Annotated in this window: 12 protein-coding genes and 1 pseudogene; 3 read left to right on the forward strand and 10 right to left on the reverse strand. The window is 73.3% G+C overall.

Annotation, left to right across the window (positions count from 1 at the left end; genetic code table 11):
* Positions 1–14: 14 nt before the first annotated feature.
* From AB0M18_RS23205 to AB0M18_RS23220, 4 genes are all read right to left on the reverse strand, one after another.
* Positions 15–1,181 carry a thiolase domain-containing protein gene (locus AB0M18_RS23205; protein ID WP_365760947.1) on the reverse strand — a complete coding sequence of 389 codons (1,167 nt, stop codon included), beginning with the start codon at positions 1,179–1,181 and terminating at the stop codon, positions 15–17.
* Positions 1,174–2,241 (reverse strand): thiolase domain-containing protein, encoded by a 1,068-nt coding sequence (locus AB0M18_RS23210; protein WP_365760949.1) that lies wholly within the window; start codon positions 2,239–2,241, stop codon positions 1,174–1,176. Before AB0M18_RS23210 ends, AB0M18_RS23205 begins: the two co-directional genes overlap by 8 nt.
* Entirely contained in the window at positions 2,238–3,206 is a 969-nt protein-coding gene (locus AB0M18_RS23215; protein WP_365760951.1) for an OB-fold domain-containing protein, read from the reverse strand. Before AB0M18_RS23215 ends, AB0M18_RS23210 begins: the two co-directional genes overlap by 4 nt.
* Positions 3,207–3,335: 129 nt before the next feature.
* The gene (locus AB0M18_RS23220) at positions 3,336–4,142 is read right to left on the reverse strand and encodes a crotonase/enoyl-CoA hydratase family protein (protein ID WP_365760953.1); all 807 of its coding nucleotides are present in this window, start codon (positions 4,140–4,142) and stop codon (positions 3,336–3,338) included.
* A gap of 176 nt (positions 4,143–4,318) precedes the next feature.
* Here AB0M18_RS23220 and AB0M18_RS23225 point away from each other — a divergent pair, with 176 nt between their 5' ends.
* The gene (locus AB0M18_RS23225) at positions 4,319–5,941 is read left to right on the forward strand and encodes an acyl-CoA synthetase (RefSeq protein WP_365760955.1); all 1,623 of its coding nucleotides are present in this window, start codon (positions 4,319–4,321) and stop codon (positions 5,939–5,941) included.
* A 43-nt stretch (positions 5,942–5,984) separates the two neighbouring features.
* Here the strand turns inward: AB0M18_RS23225 and AB0M18_RS23230 are convergent.
* Positions 5,985–7,506: pseudogene (locus AB0M18_RS23230) on the reverse strand (alpha/beta hydrolase).
* A 127-nt stretch (positions 7,507–7,633) separates the two neighbouring features.
* Between AB0M18_RS23230 and AB0M18_RS23235 the strand changes: the two are divergent.
* Positions 7,634–8,464: a pentapeptide repeat-containing protein gene (locus AB0M18_RS23235; RefSeq protein ID WP_365760957.1), complete on the forward strand. Its 831-nt coding sequence runs from the start codon at positions 7,634–7,636 to the stop codon at positions 8,462–8,464.
* Positions 8,465–8,476: 12 nt separating this feature from the next.
* Here the strand turns inward: AB0M18_RS23235 and AB0M18_RS23240 are convergent, their stop codons facing one another.
* From AB0M18_RS23240 to AB0M18_RS23260, 5 genes are read right to left on the reverse strand one after another with little or no spacing between them, the layout of a single operon-like run.
* Positions 8,477–9,256: a GNAT family N-acetyltransferase gene (locus AB0M18_RS23240; protein ID WP_365760959.1), complete on the reverse strand. Its 780-nt coding sequence runs from the start codon at positions 9,254–9,256 to the stop codon at positions 8,477–8,479.
* 40 nt (positions 9,257–9,296) lie between these two features.
* Positions 9,297–10,508: a cytochrome P450 gene (locus AB0M18_RS23245; RefSeq protein WP_365760961.1), complete on the reverse strand. Its 1,212-nt coding sequence runs from the start codon at positions 10,506–10,508 to the stop codon at positions 9,297–9,299.
* Positions 10,505–11,062, reverse strand: a complete 558-nt coding sequence (locus tag AB0M18_RS23250; protein ID WP_365760963.1) for a cupin domain-containing protein — start codon at positions 11,060–11,062, stop codon at positions 10,505–10,507. The genes AB0M18_RS23245 and AB0M18_RS23250 overlap by 4 nt, the downstream gene beginning before the upstream one ends.
* 16 nt (positions 11,063–11,078) lie before the next feature.
* Complete coding sequence (locus AB0M18_RS23255; protein ID WP_365760965.1) at positions 11,079–12,302, reverse strand: cytochrome P450; 1,224 nt, start codon at positions 12,300–12,302, stop codon at positions 11,079–11,081.
* Positions 12,299–13,585 (reverse strand): 3-oxoacyl-[acyl-carrier-protein] synthase III C-terminal domain-containing protein, encoded by a 1,287-nt coding sequence (locus AB0M18_RS23260; protein ID WP_365760967.1) that lies wholly within the window; start codon positions 13,583–13,585, stop codon positions 12,299–12,301. Before AB0M18_RS23260 ends, AB0M18_RS23255 begins: the two co-directional genes overlap by 4 nt.
* 360 nt (positions 13,586–13,945) lie before the next feature.
* Between AB0M18_RS23260 and paaK the strand changes: the two genes are divergently transcribed.
* Positions 13,946–15,235: a phenylacetate--CoA ligase PaaK gene (paaK, locus tag AB0M18_RS23265; protein ID WP_365760969.1), complete on the forward strand. Its 1,290-nt coding sequence runs from the start codon at positions 13,946–13,948 to the stop codon at positions 15,233–15,235.
* Positions 15,236–15,239: the final 4 nt, after the last annotated feature.

The following is a 15,239-nucleotide window of genomic DNA, read 5'->3' on the forward strand; positions in this document are numbered from 1 at the left end:
ACCGCCGACACCCCTCAGACGGTGGGGGGCCGGTCTCCGACGAGCCACATGGAGAAGAACTGCGCGCCCCCGCCGTACGCGTGGCCGAGCGCCGTGCGCGCCCCCTCGACCTGGTGTTCGCCGGCCCGGCCGCGTACCTGGAGGGCGGCCTCCGCGAAGCGGATCATGCCGGAGGCGCCGATGGGGTTGGTGGAGAGGACGCCGCCCGAGGGGTTCACCGGCAGGTCGCCGTCGAGCTCGGTGACCCCGGCCTCGGTGAGCTTCCAGCCCTCGCCCTCCTCGGCGAAGCCCAGGTTCTCCAGCCACATCGGCTCGTACCAGGAGAACGGCACGTACATCTCGACGGCGTCGATCTGGCGGCGCGGGTCGGTGATCCCGGCCTGCCGGTAGACGTCGGCGGCGCAGTCCCGGCCGGCCCGCGGGGAGACGAAGTCCTTGCCCGCGAACAGGGTCGGTTCGCTGCGCATCGCGCCGCCGAGCATCCAGGCCGGCCGGTGGGGCGAACGGGCCGCGCCGGTCCGGTCGGTGAGGACCATCGCGCACGCGCCGTCGGAGGACGGGCAGGTCTCGGAGTAGCGGATCGGGTCCCACAGCATCGGGGACGCCTGCACCTTCTCCAGGGTGATGTCGTGCTCGTGGAGGTGGGCGTAGGGGTTCTTCAGCGCGTTGCGGCGGTCCTTGTACGCGACGAGGGAGCCGATCGTGTCGGGGGCGCCGGTGCGCCGCATGTAGGCGCGCACGTGCGGGGCGAAGAAGCCGCCGGCGCCGGCGAGCAGCGGCTGCTGGAAGGGCACGGGCAGCGACAGGCCCCACATGGCGTTGGACTCGGACTGCTTCTCGAAGGAGAGGGTGAGGACGGTGCGGTGCACCCGGGCGGCCACCAGGTTGGCGGCGACCAGGGCGGTGGAGCCGCCGACCGAGCCGGCCGTGTGCACGCGGAGCACGGGTTTGCCGACCGCGCCGAGCGCGTCGGCGAGGTACAGCTCCGGCATCATCACGCCCTCGAAGAAGTCGGGGGCCTTGCCGATGACGACGGCGTCGATGTCCGCCCAGGTCAGTTCGGCGTCCGCGAGCGCGCGGAGGGCGGCCTCGCGCACCAGGCCGGCGATCGAGACGTCGTGGCGGGCGGCCACGTGCTTGGTCTGGCCGACGCCGACGACGGCCACCGGTTCCTTAGGCATGCGAGTCCCCTTCGAGTACGGCGACCAGGTTCTGCTGGAGGCAGGGGCCGGAGGTGGCGTGGGCGAGAGCGCGGTCGGACTCTCCGCGGTGGATGCGGGCGGCGGCCTCGCCGAGCCGGATCAGGCCGGCGGCCATCACCGGGTTGGCGGCGAGCGCGCCGCCGGAGGGGCTGACGCGGACCTCGTCGCCGAGGCCGAGGGCCTTGCGCAGCACGACCTCCTGGGAGCTGAAGGGCGCGTGCAGTTCGGCGGTGTCGACGGGCCTTTCGAAGGCGCCGGCGCGTTCTGCGGCGAGTCGGGTGGAGGGCGAGTCGGTGAGGTCGCGGACGCCGAGCGCGTGGGCCTCGATGCGGTGGTCCATGCCGGTGATCCAGGCGGGCCGGGCGCACAGCTCACGGGCCCGGTCGCCGGCGGCCAGGACGACGGCCGCGGCGCCGTCGCCGATCGGCGGGCAGTCGCCGGTGCGCAGCGGCGCGACCTGGTACGGGCCCTGCGGGCGCGTGCCGGGGAGCTGGGCGTGCGGGTTGGCGGCGGCGTCCGCGCGGCTGCGGGCGGCGATCGCGGCGAGCCCGGGCTCGTCGGTGTCGCCGGCGTCGAACAGGGCCCGGGCCTGGAGCGCCGCGAGGGCGACCGAGTCCGGCCAGAGCGGGGCGACGTAGTAGGGGTCGAGCTGGCGCGAGAGCACGTCGCGCACGGAGCCGGGCGAGGACTTGCCGTAGGCGTAGACGAGGGCGGTGTCGGTCTCGCCGGTGAGCAGCTTGACCCAGGCCTCGTACAGTGCCCAGGCGCCGTCCGCCTCGACGTGGGACTCGGAGATCGGCGGCCAGGCGCCGACGCCGTCGAGCGCCATGGTGAAGGAGAAGGCGCGGCCCGCGAGGTAGTCGGAGGAGCCGGAGCAGGTGAAGCCGATGTCGGAGGCCCTGAGGCCGGTCTGCCGCAGCACCTCGTGGAGGACGGGCATCAGCATCTCGACTTCGGAGAGTTCGTCGGTGCGTCGACGGTGATCGGTCTGTGCGAAGGCGACGATCGCCACCTCCCGGCTCGGGCGAGCAGCGCTCACAGCAGCTCCTTGTACGTGTCGTAGTCGGCGTCCGGCTCGCCGCTGGGCCGGTAGTGGTCGGGGTAGCGGCCGCCCTCGGCCCACACCGGCTCGACCCGCATGCCCATCCGGACCTGGTCGTACGGGATGCCGCCGATCCGGCCGTGCAGGGCGAGGCCGGCACCGTCCAGGGCGATGTGGGCGTAGACGTAGGGCACCTCGATGTCGAGAGTGCGCGCCTTGATGTTGACGATGCAGAAGGTGGTGACGGTGCCGCGCGGGCCGACCTCGACGCGCTCGGTGGTGGCGACGCCGCAGGTGGGGCAGGCGCCGCGGGGAGGCACGTACACCTCGGCACAGGAGGGGCAGCGTTCGCCGACGGTACGGCGCTCGGCGAGGGACCGCAGCCAGGCGCTCTGGGCGCGGCCGGGCGTGTGGTCGTAGTCGAGCCGGGCGGGGGTGACGATGCCGGTGACGGGGTCGGCGAACACGCCGTCGTGCGGGCGGGGTTCGGGGGCGCTGTCGGCGGACGTGGAATCGTACGGCTCGAAGCACGCGATGTCCGTGATGGCGCCGCTGCGTTCGGCGGCCCAGCGGATCCGGACCCGCATGCCGGTGCGGACGGCCTCGGGGCCGGGCGCGTCCAGGACGTGCAGAAGGGCGGTGTCGGCGCCGTCGGGTCGGACCAGGACCCAGGCGAAGGGGGTGTCGAGCGGCTGCCCGGGGCGGGGCTCGGGGTTCCAGGCCCAGGTGGTGACGGTGCCGGTGTCGCCGAGTGCGACGAGTTCGCGCAGTTCGGCGGCGGTCTCGGGGTCGTACTCGACCGGTGGCACGAGGATCCGCCCGGCCTCGGTGCGCACGCCGAGCAGGGTGCGCTCGCGCAGGCCGGTGAGGAAGGCGGACTGGACGGGGCCGAGGGAGCGGGTGAAGGGGAACTCGACGACGAGGGGGGCGCGGAGCGCCTCCGGCGGTGGGGTGACGGTCATGGGCGGGCTCCTTGGGTGGACGGGGGGAACAAATCCAGCCCCGTCGGCGATTGAGGCGCGGGGGTCCGGGGGGGCAGAGCCCCCGGTTACGGGACGGGGCGGGGTGGGGCGGGGTGGGGTGGGGAAGGATCACTCCCGCCTGTACACCGGCGCGCGCTTCTCCGCGAACGCCGTCGCGCCCTCCTTCGCGTCCGCCGTCGCGAAGATCGGCCACCCCCGCCTCAACTCCGCCGCCAGGCCGTCCGTCTCCGTCATCTCCGCGGTCTCGTAGACCGACGCCTTCACCGCCTCCACCGCCAGCGGCCCGCACGCGTTGATCCGCTCCGCGATCTCAAGGGCCGCCTCCAGTGCCGTACCGTCCGGCACCACCCGTCCGATCAGCCCGATCCGCGCGGCCTCTTCCGCGGTGTACGGGCGCCCCGTGAGGAGCATTTCGAGGGCGTGGGTGCGGGGGATCTGGCGGGGCAGCCGGACGGTCGAGCCGCCGATCGGGAAGAGGCCGCGGCGGACCTCGAAGAGGCCGAAGGTGGCCGAGGCTCCGGCCACCCGGATGTCGGTGCCCTGGAGGATCTCGGTGCCGCCGGCCACGCAGTGGCCCTCGACGGCGGCGATCACGGGTTTGCGCGGGCGGTGGTGGCGGAGCATCGCCTTCCAGTGCAGGTCGGGGTCGGCCTTCATGCGGTCCCGGTGGCGGTCGCCGCCCGCCATGCCGTCCCCGGCGAGGGCCTTGAGGTCCATGCCTGCGCAGAACGAGCCGCCGGCGCCGGTGAGGACGACGGAGCGGACGGTGTCGTCGGCGTCGGCGGCGAGCCAGCCGTCGTACAGGCCGACCAGCATCGCCAGCGAGAGCGCGTTCTTCGCCTCGGGCCGGTTCAGGGTGAGGACGAGTGTGGCGCCCTCGCGCCGCACGGTGAGGTGTTCGGTGCCGCCGCTCATGGATGTCTCCCGTCGTCGCCCGCCGCCATTTCTGGAACAGGTTGCAGGAGTCGCGAGGTCACTTCAATAGTTTTCTGACACCTAGTCAGATTCTTCTGCGCGGGCCCTTCCCACCTCCGCCCATCGGCGCTCTAATGACCGGCCTAGCACCCGGCGGGCCAGGATCAGGAGGAACGGTGGAGTACAACCTTGCCGACCTGTTCGAATCGGTCGTCGACGTGGTCCCGGACCGCGAGGCGCTGGTGTACGTCGACCACCCCGGCACCGGCGCCGAGCGCCGGCTGACCTACGCCGAGCTGGACGCCGCCGCCAACCGGCTGGCCCACCACCTGGTCGACACGGGGCTGAAGCCCGGCGAGCACCTCGGACTCCACCTGTACAACGGCGTCGAGTACCTGCAGACCGTGCTCGCCTGCCTCAAGGCCCGGCTGGTGCCGGTGAACGTCAACTACCGGTACGTGGAAGAGGAACTGGTCTACCTCTACCGCGACGCCGATCTGGCCGCGCTCGTCTTCGACGCCGAGTTCACGGCGCGTGTCGCGGGCGCCCTGCCGCAGACGGAGAAGCTGCGGCACCTCGTGCGGGTGGGGACCCCGCCCGAGGGATCGCCCTCCGTCGACTGCGCGGAGTTCACGGACGCCGAGGCGGCCGGATCACCCGAGCGCGGCTTCGCGCCCCGCTCCCCCGACGACCTCTTCATCATCTACACCGGTGGCACCACCGGCATGCCCAAGGGCGTGATGTGGCGTCAGGAGGACCTGTTCTTCGCGGGGCTGTTCGGCGGGGACCCGAGCGGCGAGCCGGTCAAGCGGCCCGAGGAGCTGGCCGAGCGGGTCGCGGCGGGCGGCGCGGGGATCACCTTCTTCCCCACTCCCCCGCTGATGCACGGCACCTCCACACTCACCTCGTTCATCGCCTTCGACTACGGACAGCGGGTCGTCATCCACCGCAAGTACGTGCCCGAGGAGGTGCTGCGCACCATCGAGAAGGAGAAGGTGTCCAGCGTCTCCCTGGTCGGCGACGCGATGCTGCGCCCGCTGGTCGACGCGCTGCACGGGCCGCTGAAGGGCACGGACCTGTCCTCGCTGTTCAGCCTCTCCTCCTCCGGCGCGATCATGTCGGACACGGTGCGCGACGAGTTCCGGGCGCTCGCGCCGAACGTGCTCCTGCTCAACAACTTCGGCTCCTCCGAGTCCGGTTCGAACGGCCGGGCCACCGACGACTCCGGCCCGGACAAGGGCTTCCGGCTGCACGTCAACGAGCGCACCCAGGTGGTCGACCCGGCCACCCACGAGCCGGTCCCGGTCGGCGAGATCGGCCGGCTCGCGCAGCGCGGCCACGTCCCGCTCGGCTACTACAACGACCCGGTGAAGACCGCCGAGACCTTCTTCCGGAAGGGCGCCGAACGCTGGGTGCTGCTCGGCGACATGGCCACCGTCGACGAGGAGGGCATCGTCACCGTCCTCGGCCGCGGCTCGCAGTGCATCAACACCGGCGGCGAGAAGGTCTATCCGGAGGAGGTCGAGCAGGCGCTCAAGTCCCACCCGGACGTGTACGACGCGCTGGTCGCCGGCGTGCCCGACGCGAAGTGGGGCAACCACGTGGCGGCCGTCGTCCAGCTCCGCCGCGGGGCCGCGCCCCTCGACCTCGCAGCCGTCCAGGAGCACTGCCGCACCCGGCTCGCCGGCTACAAGGTGCCACGCCAACTGGTGCTCACGGACGTCATCCAGCGCTCCCCCAGCGGCAAGGCGGACTACCGCTGGGCCCGTTCGGTGGCGACGGAGGCGGACACCGCCTGACCGGATCCGAGCCCCACCCGTACCCTCGGAATCCTCAGAATCCTCAGACGCCGAACTCCCGCAGCGCCTCCAGGAACTGCCGCGGCCGCCTCTCGTGGATCAGATGCCCGGCCTTGATGGTGACCAGCCAGGCGTCCTGGATCTCCTCCGCCATCCAGGTCAGCTGCTCCTTTGGCAGATGACTGCTCTTGCCGCCGGCGACGATCAGGGTGGGGCGGGAGATCTCGGGGAGTTCCGTGCGCCAGGCCGGGTCGGGCTCGTTCAACTGGGCGTCGGTCGCGGCGACCACCGCCCAGTCGAAGCCGAGCGGCCCGTCCGGGCGCTCCACGAAGCCGCGCGGCGGGTCGAGCGGGAAGAAGACCGGCGCGTCCTCCAGGACGAGCCGGTCCATCAGCTCCGTCTCGCGCTGGGCGAGAAGGTACACGGCCGCCCCGCCCATCGAGTGCCCGACGACGGCGGGACGGACCAGGCCGAGGGCCTTCACGAAACCGCACAGTTCGTCGCGGAAGACGTCGAAGCCGTAGTGCCCGGGCCAGTCGCTGAGTCCGTGGCCGCGCAGGTCGAGCGCGTACACCCGCCGGTCGGTGGCGAGTTCGGCCGCGATCTGGGTCCAGTCGGTGCTGTTCTCGCCGCGGCCGTGCACCAGGACCACCGGCGGCGCGCCCTCGGGCCCGCTGACGCGGTAGGCGAGCCGGACGCCGTCGACGGTGACGGTGCGCACCTCGGGGTCGAGGAACGCGGCGACCGGGCGGACGAAGGCTCCGGCGTCGTCGATCCACGGGTAGTGGCCGGCGCCGGGCTGGACGACGAGCTCGGCGTGCGGGAAGCAGGCGGCGAGCTCCGCGGCGCGCGCCGGGCTCGGGCCCGCGTCGTACTCACCCGCGAGGACGAGGACGGGCGCGGTCAGCTCGCGCAGCGCGGCCCGGGTGGCCTCGGGGTCGAAGGCTCCCGGCGCGTGGAAGGCGCTCGCCGCCGCCCAGTTCGTCTGCGAGGCGGTGCCCGCCGCGTGGGCGCGGGCGGCCTCGTCCCAGCGCCCGTACGCGAACGGCAGGACGATCTCCACCTCCTGCCGCAACGGGGTGTCGGGTCCGATGCCGTCCAGGGCGGCCCGCGCCGCCGGGTACCAGTCCTGGTCCGCGAAGACCTCGGCGGCGGCGTCCCACTCCTCGTCGGAGATCTCGATGCCGACCGCCCGCGTGCCTCCGGTGACCAGGACGAGGGAGCGGATCCGCTCGGGGTGCGCCGCGGCGTACAGGGGTGGCGAGGGCGGCGCCCGCCGAGTGCCCCAGCAGGTCCATCCGCTCCAGGCCGAGGTGGGCGCGCAGCGCCTCCACGTCGGCGACCTGCCGGTCGCAGCGGTAGCTCGCCGGGGCGTCTTGGGTCGCGCTCGCGCCGACGCCGCGCTGGTCGGGAATGATCAGGGTGTGGTGCGCGGCCAGTCCGCCCAGGTCGCCGAGGTAGGCCGCGTCGCGCATCGGCCCGCCGGGCAGCACGACGAGGGGTTCCCCGCTGCCCAGGGTGCGGTAGGCGAGGGTGGTTCCGTCGTACGTGGTGAACTCAGGCATGGTCGTGATCATGGAGGGCGGGCGCCGGGCGCGGCAACCGGGTTTCGCGAGGGCTGTCCGGCGGCTCGGGCCGTGGGGCGCGATACGGTGGGGCCTCCGCCCACCTGCGAAGGAAGCCGTTCCCACCGTGTCCGAGACCCGCCCGTCCGCACCGCGCCACGACGAGCTGCGGGGGGACTGCGCGAACTGCTTCGGCCTGTGCTGTGTGGCCCTGCCCTTCGCCAGGTCCAACGACTTCGCCGTGAACAAGGCCTCGGGCGAGCCCTGCCGCAACCTCCAGGACGACTTCCGCTGCGGCATCCACACCCGGCTGCGGGACTCCGGCTTCCCCGGCTGCACGGTCTACGACTGCTTCGGCGCCGGCCAGCACGTCTCCCAGGTCGTGTACGGCGGCGTGTCCTGGCGCGAGGCGCCCGGGACCGCGCGGCAGATGTACGAGGTGTTCCCGGTGGTGCGCCAGCTGTACGAGCTGCTCCGCTACCTCACCGAGGCACGCGCCCTGGCCGCCACCCGCCCGCTGCACGCCGAGCTCGACCGGGCGCTCGACCGGGTGACCGACGTGACCGCTGCGGACGCCGCCACCCTGGAGAGGCTGGACGTCGCTCCCGTACGGGCGGAGGTGAACCCGCTGCTGCTGCGGAGCAGCGCCCTGGTGCGCGCGGCGGCCGGCGGCAAGCCGAAGGACCGGCGGGGCGCGGACCTGATCGGGAAGCGGCTGCGCGGGGCGAAGCTGCGGGGCGCGGACCTGCGCGGCGCGCTCCTGATCGCGGCCGACCTGACCGGGGCCGATCTGTCGCTCGCCGATCTGATCGGCGCGGACCTGCGGGACGCCGACCTGTCGGGGGCGGACCTGACCGGGGCCCTGTTCCTCACCCAGCCCCAGCTGAACGCGGCGCGCGGCGACGCGGCCACCCGCCTGCCCGAGGGCTTCCAGCGCCCCGCCCACTGGGCGCGCTAGAGCTGGTACGCCTCACTCGATCTCGTACGTGTACGGGGTCGTCGTGGTCAGTTCGGCGAAGCCCAGCCGGGCGAGGATCGGGCGGCTGGTGTCGGCGGCGTCGACCTGGACGTAGCGGTGGCCGTGTGCGGCGGCGATGCGGGCGCGGTGGGCGACCAGGGCGCGGTAGAGGCCCTTGCCGCGCCAGGGGGCGACGGTGCCGCCGCCGTAGAGTCCGGCGAAGTCGCTGCCCCGCGGGAGTTCCAGGCGGGCGGCGCTGACCGGCTCGCCGTGCGCGAGCGCGACGACGGCCGCGACGGTGTCGGGCGCGTCGGCGAGCTGGTCGAGCAGGCGCCGGCCGATCGGGGAGGAGTCGCCGCCGAAGGCCCGGTCGTGCACCTCGACCACCATCCGTACCCCTTCCTCGTCGGTGACGGGGTGCAGTTCGACGCCCTCGGGGAGGTCGACGGGAGCGGACACGGCGGCGGCCTCGGCGACCATCACGGTCTCGCGGGCGTCGGGGACGAAGCCGGCGGCGAGGAGCCGGTCGGCGAGGTCGGCGGGTCCGTCGTGGCTGTACAGCTTCCATTCGAAGCCGCGGCCTGCGGCGCGGAAGTGACCGATCTGCGCGGCGATGGCCGCGTCGGCGTCGTCGGGGGTCAGCCCGGACCAGAGCACGCCGTTCCAGCCGTGCGCGGGTCCGGTCTGCCGGACGACCGGGCCGTCGCGCTCCACCCGGGCGCCGGGCCCGTCGGGGCGGGCGCCGAGGCGGAGCTGCTGGTCGTGGAGGGTGCGGAGAGCTGCGAGGTCCATGACCCCACCCCAGCATCGAGTGGGCCGTGGTGCCAGTGATTTACCAGGTGACGGGCAGGGTCTCCGGGCCCCGGTTGACGGTGCCGGTGCGCCAGGCGATCCGCTCGGGCGGGACGGCGAGCGCGAGGCCGGGGAGCCGGGAGAGCAGCATGCCGAGCATGACCTCGGCCTCCATGCGGGCGAGCTGGGCGCCCGCGCAGTAGTGGGCCCCGTGGCCGAAGGCGAGGTGCGGGGCGCCGTCGCGGGCGAGGTCGAGCCGGTCGGGGTCGGTGAAGACGGCGGGGTCGCGGTTGGCGGCCGGGTAGAAGACGTGCACGGCCTCGCCCGCGCGGACGGTGACGCCGCCGACCTCGATGTCGGCGGTGGCGATCCTGGGCATGCCGACGCCGTTGCGCTGCGGGATGTAGCGCAGGAGTTCGTCGACGGCGCGGGGCAGGCGTCCGGGTTCGGCGCGCAGCTTGGCGGTCTGGTCGGGGTGGGTGAGGAGCACGTACACCATGGTGGAGACGATGTTGCGGACGGCGTCGAGGCCGTTGAGGGTGAGCATCACGGCCAGCGCGACGAGTTCGGCGGTGCTGACGTCGCCGGCGGCGCGGGCGGCGGAGAGTTCGCTGATCAGGTCGTCGGCGGGACGGGCGGCGCGGTGCCGGGCGAGGTCGGCGAAGTAGCCGGCGATCTCCTTCTTGACGGCGTCGCCGGCGTCGGCGGTGGTGTCGTGGGAGAGCAGTCCGGCGCGCCAGGCCTGGACGCGGTCGAGGTCGGCTGCGGGGACGCCGAGGAGTTCGGCGACGACCGCGGCGGACAGCGGGCCGACGAAGCTCTCGGCGATGTCGGTGGGCGGGCCGGTCTCCACCAGGTCGAGGAGGAAGGTGGCGGCGCGCCGTTCGGTGTGCTCGCGCAGGGCGGCGATGCGCCGCCGGCCGAAGGTGGGGGCGATGAGTCTGCGCAGCCGGGTGTGCTCGGGCGGGTCGGCGCGGCCGACGCCGCCGGCCGGGGCGAGGGTGTGCGGGGTGGTGCTGGGCAGCGGCAGGCCGACGGTGAGCGCGCGGCTCAGCCGGGGGTCGGCGCTGATCAGCTTGACGTCCTCGTAGCGGGTGACGAGCCAGGCGTGGCCCTCGCCGTGCGGCAGGCGGATGCGGGCGACGGGTTCCTCGTGGAGGAGGCGGTGCGGTACGGGGTCGAACTCGGTGGCGGGCAGCGGAACCACGGCCCAGTCGTGGACGACCGGGCCGTGCTGCGGGTCGGGGGTCATGGTGTGGGCGCGGCCTCCGGCCGGGCTCCGGCGTCGTGCCGGAGCGGGGTGATCTGTTCGATGTCGTAACGGATGCGGAGCTGCTCGATGGCCGCGTGGTCGACCTCGCCGCCGCCGGCCGCGCCGAGGATCTCCATGAGTTCCTCGAAGTAGGTCTCGTGGTAGGTGGGCGGGGCGACCTGGAAGAGCATCCGGGCGGGGCGGCTGCCGACGTTGGCGAAGGCGTGCGGGCAGCCGGGCGGCACGAGCATGAGTGTGCCGGGGGTGGCCCGGAGCGCCCGCTTGCCGTCGGCGGAACGCCAGCCGCGCCAGCTGTCGGCGGTGCGCACCTCGGGCTCGAAGGCGAGGACTTCCAGTTCGCCGTCGAGGAGGTAGAACAGTTCCTCGGCGCGCCCGTGGGTGTGGGCGCCGACGTCGAAGCCGGGCGGGACGACGACTTCGAAGGTGGACGCGGTGCGGGTGTGTTCGCCGGTGACCTTGAAGGTGACGTGCTGGGCGGGGGTGGCGAGGGTCCTGCCCTCGCCCGGGGGTACGACGAGGCCGCTGAGGGTCATCGCGGGGGTTCTCCTCTCACCAGGTGACGGGCAGGGTCTCGGGGCCGCGGATGAGGGCGCCGCGCTGCCAGCGGATCTGGTCCTCGGGGACGGCGAGCCTGAGGCCGGGGAAGCGGGTCCACAGGGTGTCGAGCAGGATCTCGGACTCGATGCGGGCGAGCGCGGAGCCGGGGCAGTAGTGCGGGCCGTGGCCGAAGGCGACGTGGGGGTTGTAGCCGCGGTCGAAGTCGAGCTTCTCCGGGTCCGCGAAGACGTCGGGGTCGCGGTTGGCGGTGAGGTACGAGATGTAGACGGGGTCGCCGGCGGGGATGGTGATCCCGCCGACCTCGACGTCCTCCAGGGCGATCCGGGAGAGGCCGACGGCGTTGCGGTGCGGGATGTAGCGCAGGAGCTCGTCCACGGCCTGCGGGAGCAGCGCGGGTTCGGCGCGCAGCCGGGCGAGGTGCTCGGGGTGGGTGAGCAGCGCGTAGACCATGTTGGCGCTGTTGTTGCGGACGGCGTGGGCGCCGCCGATCTGGATGAGCACGGCGAGGCCGACGGCCTCCTGCTCGTCGAGGGTGTCCTCGTCGATCGCGTCGGCGAGGACGGCGGCGAGGAACTCCTTGCCGGTGCCGTGGCTGCGGCCGATGAGTTCGGTGAAGTAGCGGGCCATCTCGGCCTTGGCCTGTTCGCTGGCCTCGCGGCCCGCGCCGGCCGAGATGATGGTGTCGGACCAGTGGGCCATGAGCGGCTGGTCGCCCTCGGGGACGCCCATGAGTTCGCTGACCATGGCGAGCGGGAAAGGCCGGTTGACCAGTTCCATGAGGTCGGCGGGCGGGCCGTGCTGCTCGAGCCGGTCGAGGAGCCGGTCCATGACGTCCTGGGCGTGGTCGCGCAGCGTGCGCAGGGCGCGGGCGCTGAAGGCGCGCGCGACGACCCGGCGCATCCGGGTGTGGTCCGGCGGGTCGGCGAAGCCGACGGCGCCTTCCATGGGGATGAAGTGGGGGGCGAGCCGCGTGATGGAGCGTCCGTAGACGGCCTGGCGGCTGAACCGCGGGTCGACGGAGACGAATTTGACGTCCTCGTAGCGGGTGACGAGCCAGGCGTGGCCCTCGCCGTGCGGCAGGCGCACCCGGGTGACCGGGTCCTCGTGGAGGAGCTTGGCCAGGAGCGGGTCGAAGTCGAGTCCGGTGAGGTCGGGGACGGCCCAGAAGTGGACGTGGGGCTCGTCGCTGGTGTGGGGGGTCGTGGTCGTCGTCATCGGGCCACCGCCGGGGTCGTGGGGACGGGGATGTCGTGATCGGGAGTGGAGGGAGCGGGGAGTACGGGGCCGAGGGCGCCGGTTCCGTACGGGGCGCCGGAGGCGGTTCGCGCGGCCGGCGCGCCGGGGGCGTACGGCACCTCGGCGTCACCGGCGTCGGCGGCGCGCCTCGTGGCCGGGTCGGCGGGGCGCGGGCCGGTCCAGCTGCCGAGGGAGATCTCGGCGGTGATGCCGGGGCCGAAGCCGGCCAGGATCCCGGTGGCGCCGGGGGCCGGTCCGCCCTCCTCGAAGAGCCGGCGCAGCGCGTCGAGGACGACGGCGCTGGCGATGTTGCCGTACTCGGTCAGCGTCGCCCGGCTGAAGCGGAAGGCGTCGGCGGGCACGTCCAGGTGCTTGCCGAGGTCGTCGAGGATGCGGGGGCCGCCCGCGTGCACGAGGTAGAAGTCCTGGCGGCCGGCGTCGCGGCCGTGCCGGGCGGCGAGTTCGACGAGGGCGGGGGCGAGCTGCTCCATGGTGCCGGGGACCCGCTTGTCGAGCATGAAGTGGAAGCCGGTCTCGCGGACCCGGTAGGCGATCCAGTCCTCGGTGTCGGGGACGAGGTGGGAGCCGTTGCGCTCCAGGCGGATGCCGGTGACTTCGGTGGCGCCGGAACCGTCGGACCCGCCGGAGCCGCTGGATCCTCCGGAGCCGCGCACGACGGCGGCGGCGACGGCGTCGCCGAACAGCCCGTTGGAGAGCAGGTTGCCGACGGTGAGGTCGGTGGGCTGGTAGCACAGCGAGCAGAACTCGCAGGCGACGACGAGGGCGTTGGCGCCGGGGTAGGCGAGGCAGAAGTCGTGGGCGCGGTTGATCGCCGCTCCGCCCGCGGCGCAGCCGAGCTGGGCGATGGGCAGTTGGCGGGTGTCGCTGCGGAAGCCCAGGTTGTTGATCATCCAGGCGGTGAGCGAGGGCATCATGAAGCCCGTGCAGGAGACGTGGACGACGAGGTCGATGTCGCGCGGTTCGAGCCCGGCGTGGCCGAGGGCCTCGGCGACGACGGCGGGGACGCGGGCCTTGGCCTCGGCCTCGTAGCGCGTGTTGCGTGCCTCGAAGCCGGGGTGCGCGAGGGTCTGCTCGATGGGCTGGACCAGATGCCGTCGGGCCACACCCGTGTTGCGGATCAGCCGGAGGACGAGCGGCAGCGACGCGTGGTCCGCGTGGAGCGTGCGGGCCAGGTCGAGGGTCTCCTCCTGCGTGATCACGTGTTCGGGCACGGCGACGGCGGGACGGCACAGGACAGGCATGGTGGTCGTTGGTCCATTTCGTCCGGGGGTGGGTGAGGGAGCCGGACGGGCATCATCTTCGGGTCCGTTTTCCCCCGCGCAGCACCGTTCCTGCGCTCCCGGGGGTAATCGCACCCGAATGTGTGATCTTCCTCCGGCAGGCGTGACCTGCGGAAAGACGCCCCTGCGCACCTCGCGGCGGGCCGCCGGACGGACGAGTGGAGAAAACCGGGGCCGCCCCCTTGCCAATCCCGGGGTGCGGCCGGTTTAACTGATCCCGGACGAGACAACCGAATGATCGGTCGCCCGTTTTACGACAGGCGGCGCGGCGGCGCGCGGTGGACGGCCTGCGCGGCCCGGGCGAGGGAGTGGGAGTGGCGCATGAGTGATCTGCTGGACGCCGGCGAACGGCTCGGACGCGACGAGCTGGCGGCCCTCCAGCTGGAGCGGTTGCGCGCGACCCTGCGTCATGTCTACGAGCACGTGCCGTTCTACCGGCAGTCCTTCGACAAGGCGGGCGTCCGGCCCGAGGACTGCGACTCGCTCGCCGACCTGGCCCGCTTCCCGTTCACCGTGAAGGCCGATCTGCGCGAGCAGTACCCCTTCGGCATGTTCGCCGTCGACCGGTCCGAGATCCGCCGGCTCCACGCCTCCAGCGGCACCACCGGACGGCCCACCGTGGTCGGCTACACCGAGCGCGACCTCGACACCTGGGCGGACGTGGTGGCCCGCTCGATCCGCGCGGCCGGCGGCCGCCCCGGCCACAAGGTCCATGTGGCGTACGGCTACGGGCTGTTCACCGGCGGACTCGGCGCACACTACGGGGCCGAGCGGCTCGGCTGCACGGTGATCCCGGCCTCCGGCGGCATGACCGCGCGCCAGGTCCAGCTGATCCAGGACCTGCGGCCCGAGATCATCATGATCACGCCCTCGTACATGCTGACCCTGCTGGACGAGTTCGAGCGCCAGGGCGTCGACCCGCGCGGCACCTCCTTGAAGGTCGGCATCTTCGGCGCCGAGCCGTGGACCGAGGAGATGCGCCGCGAGATCGAGGAGCGCTTCGCGATCGACGCGGTCGACATCTACGGCCTCTCCGAGGTCATGGGCCCGGGCGTCGCCCAGGAGTGCGTGGAGACCAAGGACGGCCTGCACATCTGGGAGGACCACTTCTACCCCGAGATCGTCGACCCGATCACCGGCGAGGTGCTGCCGGACGGAGCGGAGGGCGAGCTGGTCTTCACCTCGCTCACCAAGGAGGCCATGCCGGTGGTGCGCTACCGCACCCGCGACCTGACCCGGCTGCTGCCCGGCACCGCCCGGGTCTTCCGCCGCATGGAGAAGGTCACCGGCCGCAGCGACGACATGGTCATCCTGCGCGGGGTGAACCTCTTCCCCACCCAGATCGAGGAGATCGTCCTCCGCACCCCCGCCGTGGCTCCGCACTTCCAGCTCCGCCTCACCAAGGAGGGCCGTCTCGACGCCCTGACGGTGCGGGCCGAGGCCCGCCCCGATGCCTCGCCCGAGCAGCGCGCGGCCGCCGCCCGCGCGATCGCGGCGGCCGTGAAGGACGGCATCGGCGTCTCGGTGGGCGTGGAGGTGGTGGACCCGGAGACGCTGGAGCGCTCCGTGGGCAAGATCAAGCGGATCGTGGACCTGCGCCGGGAGCACTGAACCT

It is taken from the genome of Streptomyces sp. NPDC051909, from assembly GCF_040681095.1.
GTDB lineage: Bacteria > Actinomycetota > Actinomycetes > Streptomycetales > Streptomycetaceae > Streptomyces.

What these genes read in the sequence shown, in the direction of transcription:
- AB0M18_RS23205 (WP_365760947.1), bottom strand. Translation starts at nt 1,181, where the DNA reads ATGCCTAAGGAACCGGTGGCCGTCGTCGGCGTCGGCCAGACCAAGCAC.
- AB0M18_RS23215 (WP_365760951.1), bottom strand. Translation starts at nt 3,206, where the DNA reads ATGACCGTCACCCCACCGCCGGAGGCGCTCCGCGCCCCCCTCGTCGTC.
- AB0M18_RS23220 (WP_365760953.1), bottom strand. Translation starts at nt 4,142, where the DNA reads ATGAGCGGCGGCACCGAACACCTCACCGTGCGGCGCGAGGGCGCCACA.
- AB0M18_RS23240 (WP_365760959.1), bottom strand. Translation starts at nt 9,256, where the DNA reads ATGGACCTCGCAGCTCTCCGCACCCTCCACGACCAGCAGCTCCGCCTC.
- AB0M18_RS23245 (WP_365760961.1), bottom strand. Translation starts at nt 10,508, where the DNA reads ATGACCCCCGACCCGCAGCACGGCCCGGTCGTCCACGACTGGGCCGTG.
- AB0M18_RS23250 (WP_365760963.1), bottom strand. Translation starts at nt 11,062, where the DNA reads ATGACCCTCAGCGGCCTCGTCGTACCCCCGGGCGAGGGCAGGACCCTC.
- AB0M18_RS23255 (WP_365760965.1), bottom strand. Translation starts at nt 12,302, where the DNA reads ATGACGACGACCACGACCCCCCACACCAGCGACGAGCCCCACGTCCAC.
- AB0M18_RS23260 (WP_365760967.1), bottom strand. Translation starts at nt 13,585, where the DNA reads ATGCCTGTCCTGTGCCGTCCCGCCGTCGCCGTGCCCGAACACGTGATC.
- paaK (WP_365760969.1), top strand. Translation starts at nt 13,946, where the DNA reads ATGAGTGATCTGCTGGACGCCGGCGAACGGCTCGGACGCGACGAGCTG.